Source organism: Streptomyces deserti (genome assembly GCF_054782695.1).
Window position 1 is genome coordinate 239,630 of sequence record NZ_BAAGRZ010000004.1, and the last position, 13,908, is coordinate 253,537.

11 protein-coding genes and 1 pseudogene are annotated in these 13,908 nt (G+C 73.9%); 4 read left to right on the forward strand and 8 right to left on the reverse strand.

Going from position 1 to position 13,908, the window contains the following annotated elements:
• Positions 1-82: 82 nt before the first annotated feature.
• The 5 genes from ACYVMZ_RS11330 to infC form a co-directional block, all read right to left on the reverse strand.
• Complete coding sequence (locus ACYVMZ_RS11330) at positions 83-1,222, reverse strand: sensor histidine kinase (protein WP_461078258.1); 1,140 nt, start codon at positions 1,220-1,222, stop codon at positions 83-85.
• A gap of 126 nt (positions 1,223-1,348) precedes the next feature.
• The gene (locus tag ACYVMZ_RS11335; RefSeq protein WP_461078260.1) at positions 1,349-2,209 is read right to left on the reverse strand and encodes a TrmH family RNA methyltransferase; all 861 of its coding nucleotides are present in this window, start codon (positions 2,207-2,209) and stop codon (positions 1,349-1,351) included.
• Between the two features lie 161 nt (positions 2,210-2,370).
• Positions 2,371-2,754, reverse strand: coding sequence for a 50S ribosomal protein L20 (rplT, locus tag ACYVMZ_RS11340; RefSeq protein ID WP_365675417.1), 384 nt, complete (start codon positions 2,752-2,754; stop codon positions 2,371-2,373).
• Between the two features lie 116 nt (positions 2,755-2,870).
• Positions 2,871-3,065 (reverse strand): 50S ribosomal protein L35, encoded by a 195-nt coding sequence (gene rpmI / locus ACYVMZ_RS11345; RefSeq protein WP_030577024.1) that lies wholly within the window; start codon positions 3,063-3,065, stop codon positions 2,871-2,873.
• A 107-nt stretch (positions 3,066-3,172) separates the two neighbouring features.
• Complete coding sequence (infC, locus tag ACYVMZ_RS11350; RefSeq protein WP_461078538.1) at positions 3,173-3,823, reverse strand: translation initiation factor IF-3; 651 nt, start codon at positions 3,821-3,823, stop codon at positions 3,173-3,175.
• A gap of 394 nt (positions 3,824-4,217) precedes the next feature.
• Here infC and ACYVMZ_RS11355 point away from each other — a divergent pair, with 394 nt between their 5' ends.
• Positions 4,218-4,595 carry a DUF1844 domain-containing protein gene (locus ACYVMZ_RS11355; RefSeq protein WP_461078263.1) on the forward strand — a complete coding sequence of 126 codons (378 nt, stop codon included), beginning with the start codon at positions 4,218-4,220 and terminating at the stop codon, positions 4,593-4,595.
• 60 nt (positions 4,596-4,655) lie between these two features.
• Here the strand turns inward: ACYVMZ_RS11355 and ACYVMZ_RS11360 are convergent, their stop codons facing one another.
• On the reverse strand, positions 4,656-5,387 hold the full coding sequence (locus ACYVMZ_RS11360) for an SseB family protein (RefSeq protein ID WP_461078265.1): 732 nt from the start codon (positions 5,385-5,387) through the stop codon (positions 4,656-4,658).
• A gap of 151 nt (positions 5,388-5,538) precedes the next feature.
• On the opposite strand from ACYVMZ_RS11360, the pseudogene ACYVMZ_RS11365 reads away from it, so the two are divergent.
• Both ACYVMZ_RS11365 and ACYVMZ_RS11370 read left to right on the forward strand, forming a co-directional pair.
• Positions 5,539-6,562, forward strand: a pseudogene (locus ACYVMZ_RS11365) (serine hydrolase).
• Between the two features lie 121 nt (positions 6,563-6,683).
• Complete coding sequence (locus ACYVMZ_RS11370) at positions 6,684-8,648, forward strand: 5'-methylthioadenosine/S-adenosylhomocysteine nucleosidase family protein (RefSeq protein WP_461078267.1); 1,965 nt, start codon at positions 6,684-6,686, stop codon at positions 8,646-8,648.
• A gap of 19 nt (positions 8,649-8,667) precedes the next feature.
• On the opposite strand, the gene mycP is transcribed toward ACYVMZ_RS11370, so the two are convergent.
• Positions 8,668-9,852: a type VII secretion-associated serine protease mycosin gene (gene mycP, locus ACYVMZ_RS11375; RefSeq protein WP_461078269.1), complete on the reverse strand. Its 1,185-nt coding sequence runs from the start codon at positions 9,850-9,852 to the stop codon at positions 8,668-8,670.
• Between the two features lie 58 nt (positions 9,853-9,910).
• Positions 9,911-11,749, reverse strand: a complete 1,839-nt coding sequence (locus tag ACYVMZ_RS11380; RefSeq protein WP_461078271.1) for a DNA polymerase III subunit gamma/tau domain-containing protein — start codon at positions 11,747-11,749, stop codon at positions 9,911-9,913.
• Between the two features lie 944 nt (positions 11,750-12,693).
• Between ACYVMZ_RS11380 and ACYVMZ_RS11385 the strand changes: the two genes are divergently transcribed.
• A complete protein-coding gene (locus ACYVMZ_RS11385) occupies positions 12,694-13,896 on the forward strand; it encodes an amino acid deaminase/aldolase (RefSeq protein ID WP_461078273.1) in 1,203 nt (400 codons plus the stop codon).
• The last annotated feature ends 12 nt before the right edge of the window (positions 13,897-13,908 follow it).

Below are 13,908 nucleotides of genomic sequence, written 5' to 3' on the forward strand. Positions count from 1 at the left end.
AGATCGTCACGGTTTTTGGGACACAAAGGTGCCAAAGGCCGAGTCTAACGGGGTGGAGGTATGCGAATGCGCCCGTGGGGCCTCAGGCGAGATACGCCGGTGCCGCCACGGGCAACGTAAATCGGAACTCGGCGCCGCCGCCGGGGGCGCGGCCGACCGTGATGGTGCCGCCGTGGGCCTCGACGATGCCCTTGACGATGTAGAGCCCGAGGCCCGTGCCGCCGCGCTTGCTGCCCCGCCAGAAGCGGGTGAAGACGCGGTTCATGGACTCCTCCGGAATGCCGGGCCCCTCGTCGCTCACCGTGACCGACGTGCCGGCGTCCTCGCCTTCGCGCGGGGACGCCGTGGCCGTGATGTCAATGGTGACGGTTCCCTCGCCGTGCCGCACGGCATTTTCGAGCAGGTTGCTGAGCACCTGGTCGATCTTGTCGGGGTCGGCCCACAGCATGGGCAGGGGCTGCTCGATGCGCAGCAGGAACCGGTCGGCGGGCTGACCGGCGGCGACGTACGCCTGGATGTGCCGTCCGACCGCGGCCCCGATGTCGACGGGCTGGCGCCGCACCTCCAGCCGGCCGGAGTCGATCCGGGATATGTCCAGCAGCTCGGCGATGAGCCGGGTGACCCGGTCGGCGTCGGCGTCGACGGTCTCCAGCATCAGCCGTTTCTGGTCGTCGGTGAACCTCTCCCACTTGGCGAGCAGGGTCGCCGTGAAGCCCTTGACGGAGGTGAGCGGGGAGCGCAGCTCGTGGGCGACGGTGGCGATCAGCTCGGCGTGGCTGCGCTCGGTGCGGCGCCGGGCCTCGGTGTCGCGCAGGGTGACGACGACGCGGCGGACGGGGCCGGTGGGGCGGGTGCGTACGTACCGTGCCGACACCAGTACTTCCCGTCCGCCGGGGAGCAGCAGGTTGCGCTCGGGCTGGCGGACCCGGATGGCGAGCCCGCCGTAGGGGTCGGTCAGCTGCCACCAGCGCCGGCCCTCCAGGTCCTCTAATGGCAGGGCCTTTTCCAGCCGCTGTCCGAGGGCGTCGGCGGCGGGGGTGGCGGTGATGCGCTCGGCGGCGGCGTTGAAGCAGATGACGCGCCCGTGCTCGTCGGCGACGACGAGCCCGTCCGGCAGTTCGTCGGGGTCGAGACCGAGGTCGGCGAGATCACCGGGCGACCGGGACGCGGGCGGGCGCCACGCGTCCTGTGCTCCCGGTGCGCTGCTCGTGCCGACGCTCATCCCCGTACCCCACCTCTCGGACTCGCGCAGTGGGTGTTCCCGAGCTGGTCACCCTACTAGGCCCTGTCGTCGAATTCCCGTCATCCGCCCGGAGGGCCGGGCAGGCGGGAAGGCGACGGCAGGGCTTTAGCCCTCGGTGACGGAACGGCACCCTCCGGAGGCGCGCTGTGCACGCGCCGACGCGTAGAGACATACGGCGGCGGCGGTGGCGAGGTTCAGGCTCTCGGCCTTGCCGTGGATGGGGACGCGTACGACGGCGTCCGCGAGGGCGCGGGTCTCCTCCGGGAGGCCCCAGGCCTCGTTGCCGAACACCCAGGCGGTCGGCCCGCCCATGGTGCCCTTGTCGAGCTCGTCGTCGAGGTCGCGGTCGCCCGCCCCGTCGGCGGCGAGGACGCGCACACCGGCGCCCTTGAGGCCTTCGACCGCGTGTTCCACGGGTACGCCGACGGCGACGGGCAGGTGGAACAGCGAGCCGACGGAGGCGCGGACGGCCTTGGGGTTGTACAGGTCGACGGAGGCGTCGGTGAGGACGACGGCCTCGGCGCCGGCGGCGTCGGCACAGCGCAGCACGGTCCCGGCGTTGCCGGGGTCCCGGACGTGCGCGAGGACGGCGACCAGCCGGGGCCGGGCCGTGAGGATCTGATCGAACGGCGTGTCCAGGAACCGGCACACCCCGACGAGCCCCTGCGGGGTGACGGTGGTGGAGATGTCCTCGATGACCTGCTCGGAGGCGAGGTGCACCCGGGCGCCGGCGTCCCGGGCCGCCCCGATGATGTCGGCGTACCGCTCGGCGGCGTCGAGGGTGGTGAACAGTTCGACGAGGGTGGCCGTGCCCTGGGCCCGATGCCCGGCGGCCTCCCGCACGGCCTGCGGCCCCTCGGCCAGGAACAGCCGCTCCTTCCCCCGGAAGTTCCGCTTGGCCAGCCGCCGCGCGGCGGAGACACGCGGGGAGCGGGGGGAGATGAGCTCGGGGGTGGCGGGGGGCATGGGGTTCACCTCGACTAGTTCTCCGCCGCAACGGCGACCGGCCATGACGGCGGATTCCGGCGGTGCCGAAGCCACCGGCACCTCGCACACAGCACAACAACGGACCCGCAGGCGAAGCCCACGGGTCCGTCCAGTCACGTCGACCTGAGGCCGGCGCAGCGTCAGGCGGCCTTCGGCGCGTTGACGTCCGCCGGCAGCGCCTTCTGCGCGACCTCGACGAGCGAGGCGAACGCGTTCGGGTCGTTGACGGCCAGCTCGGCCAGGATCTTGCGGTCGACCTCGACGTTCGCGGCCTTCAGACCCTGGATGAAGCGGTTGTACGTGATGCCGTTGGCGCGGGCAGCGGCGTTGATGCGCTGGATCCACAGCTGGCGGAAGTCACCCTTGCGCTTCTTGCGGTCGTTGTAGTTGTAGACCAGCGAGTGGGTGACCTGCTCCTTGGCCTTGCGGTACAGGCGCGAACGCTGACCGCGGTAGCCGGAGGCCTGCTCGAGGATCGCCCGGCGCTTCTTGTGGGCGTTGACTGCCCGCTTGACGCGTGCCACTTGTTAACTCCTTGTAGCGGGGCCGTGGTTGTCCTCACACGGCCCGAAATCGATTGGGTCCCGGTCCTGACGTACGTACGGCGCTCGGTGCGCGTGGAGCGCTGGGCGCCGCCGTGTCACTTGCCGAGAAGCTTCTTGATCTTCTTGGCGTCGCCCGGGGCCATCTCGGCGTTGCCGGTGAGGCGACGCGTCACACGGGACGACTTGTGCTCGAGCAGGTGGCGCTTGCCGGAACGCTCGCGGAGCACCTTGCCGGAGCCGGTGATCTTGAAGCGCTTGCTGGCACCGCTGTGCGACTTGTTCTTCGGCATAGCGCCGTTCTCTCCTCGTCGGTGGCGCTCCGGTGCCCGGTTGCGAGAACCGGGCACGGTGGAGCGTCGCTGGTATCGGTTGCTTCCTGGGACTGTCGTCCCGGGGGTCACGCCTCGGCGCGCTCCTCGGCGGGCTCCTCGGCCGACGCCTCGGCGTCCGCGGCGTTCTGCGAGCGGCCGGGGTTGGCCTTCGCCTCGGCCTTGCGGGCCTCCTGCGCCTGGCGAGCCTCGGCCATCGCCTCGGTCTTCTTCTTGTGCGGACCGAGGACCATGATCATGTTGCGGCCGTCCTGCTTCGGGTTCGACTCCACGAAACCGAGGTCCTGGACGTCCTCCGCGAGGCGCTGCAGCAGCCGGTAGCCCAGCTCGGGCCGGGACTGCTCGCGACCACGGAACATGATCGTGATCTTGACCTTGTCGCCCTGCTTGAGGAACCGGACGACGTGACCCTTCTTGGTGTCATAGTCGTGCGGGTCGATCTTCGGCCGGAGCTTCATCTCCTTGATGACCGTGTGCGCCTGGTTCTTGCGCGCCTCACGGGCCTTCATGGCCGACTCGTATTTGAACTTCCCGTAGTCCATGAGCTTGCACACGGGCGGACGGGCGTTCGCCGCGACCTCGACCAGGTCCAGGTCGTACTCCTGCGCAAGCTCCAGTGCCTTGGCCAGGGGGACGATGCCCACCTGCTCGCCACTGGGACCGACAAGTCGCACCTCGGGAACGCGAATCCGGTCGTTGATGCGGGGCTCGGCGCTGATGGATCCTCCTCGGTAGCACCACGCGACGGTCTGGCGGACAGCCGCGTAACGTCTGTGTTCGTAAGACCTAACCGCGCCGAAGCACAAAAAATGCCCCGGACGATCACAGGCGGGGCTCCTCGAACTACCGGAGCACCGCCGCGGTGACCGCGGGGCGCGACTTCGGGCGGAGCGCCGTCGCTGGACGGGACCGCCTGACCGGTGACCCGCCGCCCGTGAGGGCGGCCAGGTGGGAGTTCGAAAGCCTCCACTTGTGGGCCGGGCCGCCTGCCGTGTGGCATAGGGGTCCGACCGGTCGTTACACAAGGTTAGCAGCTCTCCCGGGCAGGCGCGAACCGTGGTGCACGGGCTCCCGCGGGCGAGGGCGCCCGTGGCTGCACCTATCGTGTGGGGCATGAGTGACACCTCCCCCTCGGACACCCCCGAGACGCCCGGCAACCCCGACTTCGACGCCATGACCCGCGACATCGCCGAGGTCCCGGCGGTCGAGGTGATCGTGACGGTCGCCGTCAACCTGATGAGCGCCGCCGCCGTGAAGCTCGGTCTCACCGAGGAGGGCGACAAGTACAAGGACCTGGACGAGGCCCGCAAGCTGATCCACGCGCTGGCCGGTCTGCTGGACGCGTCCACGACCGAGATCAGCTCGTTCCACGCGGCGCCGCTGCGCGACGGCCTGAAGTCGCTGCAGCTGGCGTTCCGCGAGGCGTCGGTCGTCCCGGACGAGCCGGGTCAGGGGCCCGGGGAGAAGTACACGGGCCCGATCTACGGCTAGACCGGCCCGTCATGCCCGTCCACGGCCGGGTCCCCGGTCGGCGGTGGGGTCCGCGAGGGATCAGCCGCGTACGTACAAGGGCTCGCCCGGTGGCGTCGTCCCGGCCGGCAGCAGCGCCAGGTCGAGGCCGCGCACCAGGCGGGCCCTGAGCGTTTCGTCGGCGGCGAGGCGCTGAGCGACCGCGCGGGCGGCCTCGGCCGGGGCCGCGGCGGGATCGAGGACGAGGGCGAGCGTGCCGTCGGCCCGGCCCGGTCCGAGGTGGGCGCGCAGGACGGCGGGCTCGGCGGCCACGGCGCCGCGTACGGCCTCGACGACGGCCGGGTCGGCGAGTGGGTCGGTGGTCGTGCGGCCCTCGGCGAGTGCGAGCAGCGCGGGGCCGGTCAGCTCGAAGGGGACCGGGCCGGCCAGGTCGAGCACGATCGTGTCGGCCTTCTCGTGCGCGGCGGCCTGCAGGGCCTGGTGCAGGGGGACGGCGACGGGGCGGGCCTCCGGGTCCCAGCGGGCCAGGGAGTCGGTGGAGGTGAAGGCCGGGAGGGCGGTGCGGTGGCCCGCCTTCAGGGTCGGTACGGCCATCTCGCTGGTCTTCTCGCGGCGCAGTCCCTTCTCGTCCTCCTCGACCTCACCGAGCACGGCCACGACGGGGACGAGCAGCCGGGCGCCCTTGAGGGCCTCCAGGACGGGGCCCACGGCGGTGCGGTCCTCGGCCCAGGCGGCGAGCGCCGCGCTCAGCCGGGGGTCGGCGGAACCGTCGTCGTCGGAGAAGCCGGAGTCGGGAATGTTCTTGTTCGCCACGGTCACCGACCCTATCGGCCGGATGCTGCTGTGCTTGTGCGGGCCCGGAAACCTGCCGGTGACGCCCTTCACAGGTTTCTCAGCGATCGCTGACACACCTCTAACGTCCGTCTAACGGCCCGCACAGTCGCCTCCCCCAGCATCAGCGGGCATGGAGCCCTCCAGAGCCACCTGCCGCGCCCCTTTCACGGCCGCCCCGAGCCGCCGCGTCCGCCCGTCCCCGCGCCGGTCGCTGCTGTGCGGCGTGCTCGCGGTCGTCGCCGTCGTGGGGGGTACGGCCGCGGGGACGGTGTATGTGACGGCGCGGGCGCACTCCGGTGCGCGGGCCGTATCGTCGGCGGCGTCGCCGTCGCCGACGACCTTCGTGTCGCCGCTGGATTCGCCCTCGGCCTCGGTGAGTGAGGAGGCAGCGGTGGGACCTGCGGCGGAACCGGCGGTGGACCGTGACGCGTTGCTCGGCGCGGCCATGGAGTCGGTGCCGGTCGCGCACGGCGCGCAGGTGTCCGTGGCGGTGCTGGACCTGGACTCGGGCGAGAGGGCCGCGTACGGCGACGGCGTCTTCGACACGGCGAGCATCGTCAAGGTCGACATCCTGGCGGCGCTGCTGCTCCAGGCGCAGGACGCGGGACGGCAGCCGACCGCGGCGGAGCGGGCGGACGCCGCCGCGATGATCGAGCACAGCGACAACGCCTCCGCGTCGGCCCTGTGGCGGACGATCGGGCAGGCGGCGGGGCTCGACGCCGCGAACGAGCGGTTCGGGCTCACGCGGACCGAGGGCGGCGACGGCATGCTGTGGGGGCTCACCCAGACCACGGCCGCCGACCAACTGGTCCTGCTCCAGCAGGTGTTCGGGGAAGACTGGGAGCTGAGCGAGGCCTCGCGGGCGTATCTGCGAGGGCTGATGGGGCGGATCGCCGCCGACCAGGACTGGGGGGGTGTCGGCCGTGGGGTCGTCGTTCGCGCTGAAGAACGGGTGGCTGCCGCGCAGCACCACCGGTCTGTGGGACGTCAACAGCGTCGGGCGCGTGACGGTCGACGGCCGTGACCGGCTGGTGGCGGTGCTGTCGAACGGCAACGCGACGAAGGCGGCGGGAATCGCGTTGATCGAGGCGGCGGCGACGGCGGCGGTGTCGGTGTTCGCCGAAGGGGGCGTCGCCGCGTCCGTCACCGGGTGAGCGGCTGAGCCGTGCCCCGGCCTCCTCGTCGGCAGCGGTCCGGCCACGGCTGGGGCGGGACCGCGGCCCTATCATGAGGCGCGACCCAGACCACTGCGGTGCTGCGGGGGGAGCAGTCGCGATGGCAGATGCCTCGTACCGCGGGCGACCGACCTTCGCGCAGTGCCGTGCGGCCGCGCGCCTCGTACGCCGTTCCCCGCAGGGAAGAGCCGCGCTCGCCCTGGTGCGGGGACGGGGCATCTCGGGCCTCACCCGCTTCCGTGGACCGCTGGCGCTGATCCTGTACAGCGCCGCTTGGGAGGGCCGCCTGGTCTGGCAGGACGTCCACGGTTTCGCCCTGCTCGAACCGCCCGTGCTCGCACCGCGCCGGCCTTTCGGGCCGGGGGTCCGGCCGGCACTCCTGCGCCTGCTCGACCGGCGCTGGGAGACGCTGCTCTTCCTCGGACCGCCCGGTCTCGCGCTGCTCGCGGCCGTGTGCCTGGTGCCGTTCCCGCCGGGGCACCTCGCCGCCCTCCTGCTGGTCCTGGGGGCGGTCGTGCACCTCACCCTCGGGCTGACGGCCATGGTGGCGGTGTCCGGTGCGGAGCTGTGGCGTCTGTTTCACCGGGCGGGTGACGCCCGGGCCGTCGCCGAGTCCCTCACCGGCGCCCACTGGAGCGTTCCGCTGTTCCACCAGGAGGACGTCGCCAGGGCCGACGAACTGCTGCGGCGGACCATCGGGCGGCTGAACACCCTGGTGGCCGTGCGGGCCGGTGCCGCAGCCGAGCGGCTGGGCCTGCGGGTGGACCGGGGGCGGCTCGCCGAGTCCCTGGTCCTCCTGCGGCGCGGCATCACCACGGAGGCCGTGCGGTCGCACGCCGACGGCTGGGACTCCAGCCGCGGCCACCCGTCCGGCGCGGCCCGGGACGGGGATGCGCAGGTGGAGGTGATCCTCATCCGGCCCGCGGTGCGGGGTCCGGATCCGGCCGAGAGCAGGGTGGCCTCCGGGGCCTTTCTCTTCTGGTACCTCGGCGCGGTGGCGGTGGTGACCCTGGTCATGGCCGGGATGGTGGCCGGATGGGAGCGCGAGGCCTGTGCAGCCGCCGACTGCGCGGGCCGGCCGGCCGGCTACGGGGACGCCCTGCGCTGGGCGGCGCAGCGCCTGCTGCTGAACGACCCGCCCGACCTCGTGCCCGCGACCGGGCGTGCCCGGACCATCGGCTGGCTGACCAGTCTGATGTCCCTCATGACGGTGCCGGTCGCCGTGGCGGCCGTACGGCAGCAGCTTCGGGCGAGCCGGGTGGCGGCGGAACCGTACCGGCGGATGGGAACGGACATGGGCCGACGGACGCGGCTGCTGATACTGGTGGTCAACGACGAGGAGCGCGACGCCGTCCTGCGCGCCGTGGAACAGGTCAACCACACGCGGGCCGTGCCGGTCTTCCTCGGCCGGCACACCGTCTTCCGGCTGGGAGCCATCAGCGAGGTGGAGCTCCACCTCGTCCAGTGCGAGCAGGGGTCCGGGGGTACGAGAGGGGCGGCACTCGTGGTGTCCGCCGTACTGGAACGGCTGCAGCCGGACTTCCTCGTCATGGTCGGGGTGTGCTGGGGTCTGCGCCCGGACAAGTCCGGCCTGGGCGACATCGTGGTGTCCTGCCCGCTGCGCCTGATGGACCACGTGAAGGTGGCCCAGCGGCCCGACGGGGAGACGGTGACCATCCTGCGCGGGGACCGGGTGCCGCCGTCCGATCTGCTGCTCGACCGGCTGCGTGCGGCCCACGTCGGCTGGGACGACCGGCGACAGGTGCACTTCGAGCTCATGCTGTCCTCCAGCGTGCTGAGCAACGACCCCTCGGTCGCCCGGGCGTATCTCGACCAGGAACCGGACGGGTTCGCGGCGGAGATGGAGGGCGGGGGTGGCTACGCGGCCGCCGCGAAGGGCAAGGTCGACTGGATCCTGGTCAAGGCGATCGCCGACTGGGGGGTGGGCAAGACCGACTCCGCCCAGCCACTGGCGGCACGCAACGCCGCGGAGTTCGTGACGTACATGATCGGTACGGGTGCACTCGACCGGCACACCTGGGAGGACGCCGCGCTGACGGATTGAGCGGGCTCGGCGGACCGGGCTACTGAAGGTCGTCGTACTGGTGCGATGCGCGGCGCCCGCGCCACAGGACCACCGCGGCGACCAGCAGGACGCCGCCGACGCTGCCCGCGAGGGGGGCCGCCCAGTCGGCGGTGTCGCCGTCGGAGCCGGTGGGGTCCGGGCCGGGGCCGAAGTAGCGCTCGCCGTACGCCGCCGAGCGCAGGCCCTCCGGCTTGAGGCGGCCCGCGGCCTCGATGGCGGCGGCCGGGTCGATGAAGCCGAAGCCGCGGGAGTCGTCGCGGCCCCCGGTGGGGGCGTCCCGGGCGGTGTCCTCCAGGAGCTTCTTGATCTGCGCGGGGGTCAGGTCCGGGTGGGCCGCCTTGACCAGGGCGGCGGCGCCGGAGACGAAGGCGGCGGCGGCGCTGGTGCCCCAGCCCTCGTAGTACTTGCGGTCGGGGTCGGCGATGACGACGTCGACGCCGGGGGCGCTGACCGTGGCGTACCAGCGGCGGGTGGAGAAGGCGGCGCGGGTGCCGTACTTGTCGACGGCGGTGGCGGCGATGACGCCCGGGTAGGCGGCGGGGTAGGAGATGTGGTCGCCCTTCTCGCCGCCGTTGCCGGCGGAGGCGACGACGACCACGCCCTTCCTCAGGGCGTACTGGATGGCCTCGTCCTCGGTGGGTTCGGGGTGCGCGGAGGCCGAGTCGTCGCCGAGGGAGAGATTGATGACGTCGGCGCCGTGGTCGGCGGCCCAGCGGATGCCCTCGGCGAGGGCGTTGCCGCGGGTGCTGCGGGCCTTGGCGCGGGACCGGTCGCCGTCCTCCAGGATCACGCGGACGGGCAGGATCTTCGCCTCGGGGGCGATGCCCATGACACCGTCGGCGCCGCCCGGGCCGTGTCCGTGGCCGGCGATGATGCCGGCCATGGCGGTGCCGTGGCGGGCCCAGGCCCGGTCGCCGGGCTCGGCGCCGAAGCCGACCAGGTCCGCGCCGGTCAGGACGTTGCCGGCGAGGTCGGGGTGGTCGGCGTCGACGCCGGTGTCCAGGACGGCGACGGTGACGCCCGCGCCCTTCGTCGTCCGCCAGGCCTCCTGAGTGTGCATGGCCTGCAGGGCCCACTGCTGGGCGCGGATGCCGTCGGCGTGCGCGGCGGTGGGCGCGAGGAGGGCGAGGGCGGCGGCGAGGAGGACGCTCAGGGCTGCGGAGCGGCGGGTCAGGGCGGCCATCCCGGCGGCACTCCTCCCGACGGCACACATGACGGCTTTCACGACGGCTGCTCCGTTTTCACGACGGCTGCTCCGTGGCCGAGCGAACGTTCTTGCGCAGGCCGCGTTCGATGCGGTCGGCGAGGCCCTGCGCCTCGTGGCCGAGGCCGGCCTGGGCGGGGGCCGTGGTGGCGCCGGAGGCCATGGCGTCCCCGGCGGGCTGCGGGTCGTCGACGCCGCGGCCGTCGGCCCACCCGGAGACGGCGTAGACGACGACGGGGGCGTCGGTCAGCACGGAGATGGCCCAGGAAGCGCGCTGCCGGGCGCCGAACCGGGCGGCGGCGGTGTCCTGCGCGGCGTACGGCAGGGGCATCAGGTCGCTGCGGCGGTCCAGGCGCTCCGTCTCGAAGCGGCCGGCGAGGGCGGCCATGGCGGTGGCGTCGGCCCTGGTGAAGAGCAGTCCGACGGTGGTGACGTGGCTCTGGGTGGCGTCGGTGTAGGTGGCGCGCAGCAGGCGCTCGCAGCCGACGGGGGCGAGGGCCTTGCGCAGCAGGGGGTCGAAGGCGCCCTCGCAGCCGCTGTCCGGGGCGACGGCGACCCGGGTCCAGGTGCGGTCGGCTCCGCCGGGGCCCGCGCCCTGTCCCGCCACGGTGGGCGGGAACAACTGGTCGACCGGGACGCTGTGCCACAGGCTCCCGGCGGCGGCGAAGGTGCTGCGCGACTCGGCCGCCCCGGAGTCCCCGACGAGCCAACTCCCGGTCACGGCACCGCTGATGAGGCCCATCCCGAGCACGAGACAGACGGCGGCGGCCACGGCCTGCGCGCGCCCCCGCCGCCCCAGCGGCCGGGGCCGCGCGTCCTCGTCGTACCCCTCGGGCTCCCCGAACGACACGACGGGCCGCCCGGCCCCGGGCGTCCCACCGGGCGCCATGGGGGCGCTCCAGGAGAACGCGGGGTCGGGGTGGACGGGCGCGGTGCTCTCGGCGGGCGCCGACGGGGTGCGCGCAGAGCCGGTGCGGGCCGCGGGAACGTACGGCTGCCCCGCCCCGGGGTGTTGACCGAAGGATTCAGCAGTCCCGGCTGCCGTACGGCGACCGCGCTCCTCCTCGGCCGCCGGGCCCGGGCGCATCCCAGCAGCGGCCGCACCAGGAAGGCCGAAGGATTCGCCGGGTGGGGCTGAGGCGTCGCCGGGGACGGGACGCAGGCGTGCGGTCGTCTCCGAGGAGGTCTCGGCGGGGGCGCCCGTACGGCGCGGCGCAGGACGGTGCTCGGGCCGCGGCGGCACGGTTTCCGCCCCGGCCCCCGCGACGGTGTCACGCCGCGTCGCGCGTCCCGCGGTCGCCGACCCGTCCGGGTACGACGGGGCCCGCCCGCCGGTTTCCCGCCCGGCCGACTGTGGCCCCTCCCGGAAGGCCGCGGCCCTGTCCTCGCTCTTGCGCCCAGCCGACTGCGGCACGCCCGGGAACGGCGCGGTCCGCCCGCCGGTCTCGCGCCCGGCAGAGGGCACGTCCCGGAAGGACGCCGCCCTGCCGTCGCTCTCGCGGCCGGCCGACCGCGGCTCCGCCCGGAACGACGCGGCCCTCTCCTCGCTCTCGTGCCCCGCCTCGCGGCCCGCCGTCGGGGGCGCGTCCGGGAAGCGGGCGGAGGCGCGTGGTGGGGGCGGGGACAGGGGTGCGCTGCTCTGCGGGGTGGCCGCTCCGAAGCTCGGGAAACGGGGGCGGGTGTCCGAGGAGGCGGATGTGGCGCGGGCCGCGTCGGTGGCCTCGCGGGCACGGCGGGCGGACGCGTCGGCATCGGAGCCGTCCCGGGGCGAGGGGGCCGGCTCACGCGGGCCGCCGGGGCCGGGCCCGGCCTCGCCCGAAGGCCGCGGACCCGAGGGGCCGTCGGCCCGTGCGGAACGGCTGTCCCCGGCCGCCATACCCCCGTCTGCCGACCACGGACGCCTGTCGGCGGAGGCAGTGCGCCCTCCCGCCGGCCTTCCAGGGTCCGCGGACCCGAAACGCACGTCCGGCCCCGTCGACCTCCCGTCCCCAGACGCAGCACGCCCATCCGCAGATCCAGCACGCCCACCGGACGGCGTCATCCACCCGTCCCGAGATGTGGCACGCCCATCCGCCGGCCTCCTACCGCCGGCCGAGCCAACACGCCCGCCCGGCACCGCCGTACGCCCGTCGTCCGACGTCGTGGAACCGGCCTCCGACGGCCCGCCCCCGCTCGGCGTCCTACGGCCGTCGTCCGAGGAGCCGTGCGGCGCCGCAGGCCGCGCCTGAGATCCACCCGGCGCCAAAAGCCGCGCCTCCGGGCCACCCGGCGCCGCAGGCCGCGCGTCCGAGTCGCGTCGCGGCATGGGGCGGGCGTCCGTGGGTGTCTCTCGTGTCGGCTGCGTCGGTGACCATGCGCGCGCCGGCGTAGCCGGCGGGGCGTCCCGGCCCGGGGCGGAGCCGGGGGTCGGCGTGGCGCCGTCTGACAGCTCCTCCGGCTGCTGCCGGTTCCGTTCGTCGGTGGCGTTGTCCGGGACCCGGGGTGGGTGCGGTGGGGGCGGTGGTGTGGTGGGGCGTGGGGGTACGGGGGCACGCCGCGCTTCCGTGCTCATGCACCCCCCGTTTCCTCGTGCCCGGGCCGTTTCCTCGTACGCGGGCCGGTCTTCTGCCGGCCGGGCCCGGCACGGACTCGTCCCGGGCACGCATACCCGCACGGGCGGACCGGCATCCCGGCGCGGGTGCGCGACCGGCGTCGTTCCGCCATGCGTGCGCGTCACTCTACGGCTTGTCCCCGGGCGAACGGGAACCAGTCCGCGCCACCGGGGCATCTGCCCGGAACGTCCCCCTACCCTGCGGTAATCCTGTCTGGCAGGCTGCGTTCATGACTGCGCGCGCCGCCGACCGGGCCCGTTACGACCGGGCCACCGCCCACCTCGACGCCCCTGTCGCGATCGTGGATCTGGGGGCCTTCGACGCCAACGCGGACGACCTCGTCCGCCGCGCCGGCGGCAAGCCCGTCCGGGTCGCCAGCAAGTCCGTGCGGTGCCGGGCGCTGCTCGAACGCGTCCTGGCCAAGGACGGGTTCGCGGGGATCATGTCCTTCACCCTCGCCGAGTCGCTGTGGCTGGCCAGGTCCGGGTTCGAGGACGTGCTGCTCGCCTATCCGTCCGCCGACCGCACCGGGTTCGGCGAACTCGCCGCCGATCCGAAGCTCGCCGCCGCCGTCACCGTCATGGTCGACGACCCGGCCCAGCTGGACCTGATCGACGCCTCGCGCGGCGGCGGGCGCGAAGTGGTGCGGGTCTGCCTGGAGTTGGACACCTCACTGAGGCTGCTCGGCGGGCGGGTGCGGGTCGGGGCCCGGCGTTCGCCGCTGCACTCCCCCGTACAAGTCGCCGACCTGGCGCGGGCCGTGGCCCGGCGGCCCGGGTTCAAGGTGGTCGGGATCATGGCGTACGAGGGGCACGTCGCCGGGGTCGGGGACGCGGTGGCGGGGCGGCCGTTGCGGTCGCGTGCCGTGCGGTTGATGCAGGCGGCCGCCAAGCGGGAGCTGGCTCAGCGGCGCGCCGAGGTCGTGCGCGCGGTGCGGGCCGTCGTACCGGATCTGGAGTTCGTCAACGGCGGAGGCACGGGCAGTGTGCAGCACACCGCCGCGGAGGACGCGGTGACCGAGATCGCGGCCGGGTCGGGGCTGTACGTGCCGCGACTGTTCGACAACTACACATCGTTCAGGGGGCGTCCGGCCGCCCTGTTCGCCCAGCCGGTGGTGCGGCGGCCGGGGGTAGGGGTGGTGACGGTCCTCGGCGGGGGTTATCCGGCGTCGGGGGCGGCCGGGCGGGATCGGCTGCCGGTGCCGTACCTGCCGGAAGGGTTGCGGTACGACCCGCAGGAGGGGGCCGGTGAGGTGCAGACGCCGCTGCTCGGCTGGCCCGCCGACGACCTGCTGGTCGGCGACAAGGTGTGGTTCCGGCACGCCAAGGCCGGGGAGCTGTGCGAACGGTTCGACGTCCTGCACCTCGTCGAGGGCGACGCGGTGACGGCGACCGTGCCGACGTACCGCGGAGAGGGCCACACGTTCCTGTAGCCGTACGGCGGT

Coding starts and splice junctions, on each gene's coding strand:
- ACYVMZ_RS11330 (WP_461078258.1), bottom strand. CDS start 1,222: ATGAGCGTCGGCACGAGCAGCGCACCGGGAGCACAGGACGCGTGGCGC.
- ACYVMZ_RS11335 (WP_461078260.1), bottom strand. CDS start 2,209: ATGCCCCCCGCCACCCCCGAGCTCATCTCCCCCCGCTCCCCGCGTGTC.
- rpmI (WP_030577024.1), bottom strand. CDS start 3,065: ATGCCGAAGAACAAGTCGCACAGCGGTGCCAGCAAGCGCTTCAAGATC.
- ACYVMZ_RS11355 (WP_461078263.1), top strand. CDS start 4,218: ATGAGTGACACCTCCCCCTCGGACACCCCCGAGACGCCCGGCAACCCC.
- ACYVMZ_RS11370 (WP_461078267.1), top strand. CDS start 6,684: ATGGCAGATGCCTCGTACCGCGGGCGACCGACCTTCGCGCAGTGCCGT.
- mycP (WP_461078269.1), bottom strand. CDS start 9,852: ATGGCCGCCCTGACCCGCCGCTCCGCAGCCCTGAGCGTCCTCCTCGCC.
- ACYVMZ_RS11380 (WP_461078271.1), bottom strand. CDS start 11,749: ATGGCGGCCGGGGACAGCCGTTCCGCACGGGCCGACGGCCCCTCGGGT.
- ACYVMZ_RS11385 (WP_461078273.1), top strand. CDS start 12,694: ATGACTGCGCGCGCCGCCGACCGGGCCCGTTACGACCGGGCCACCGCC.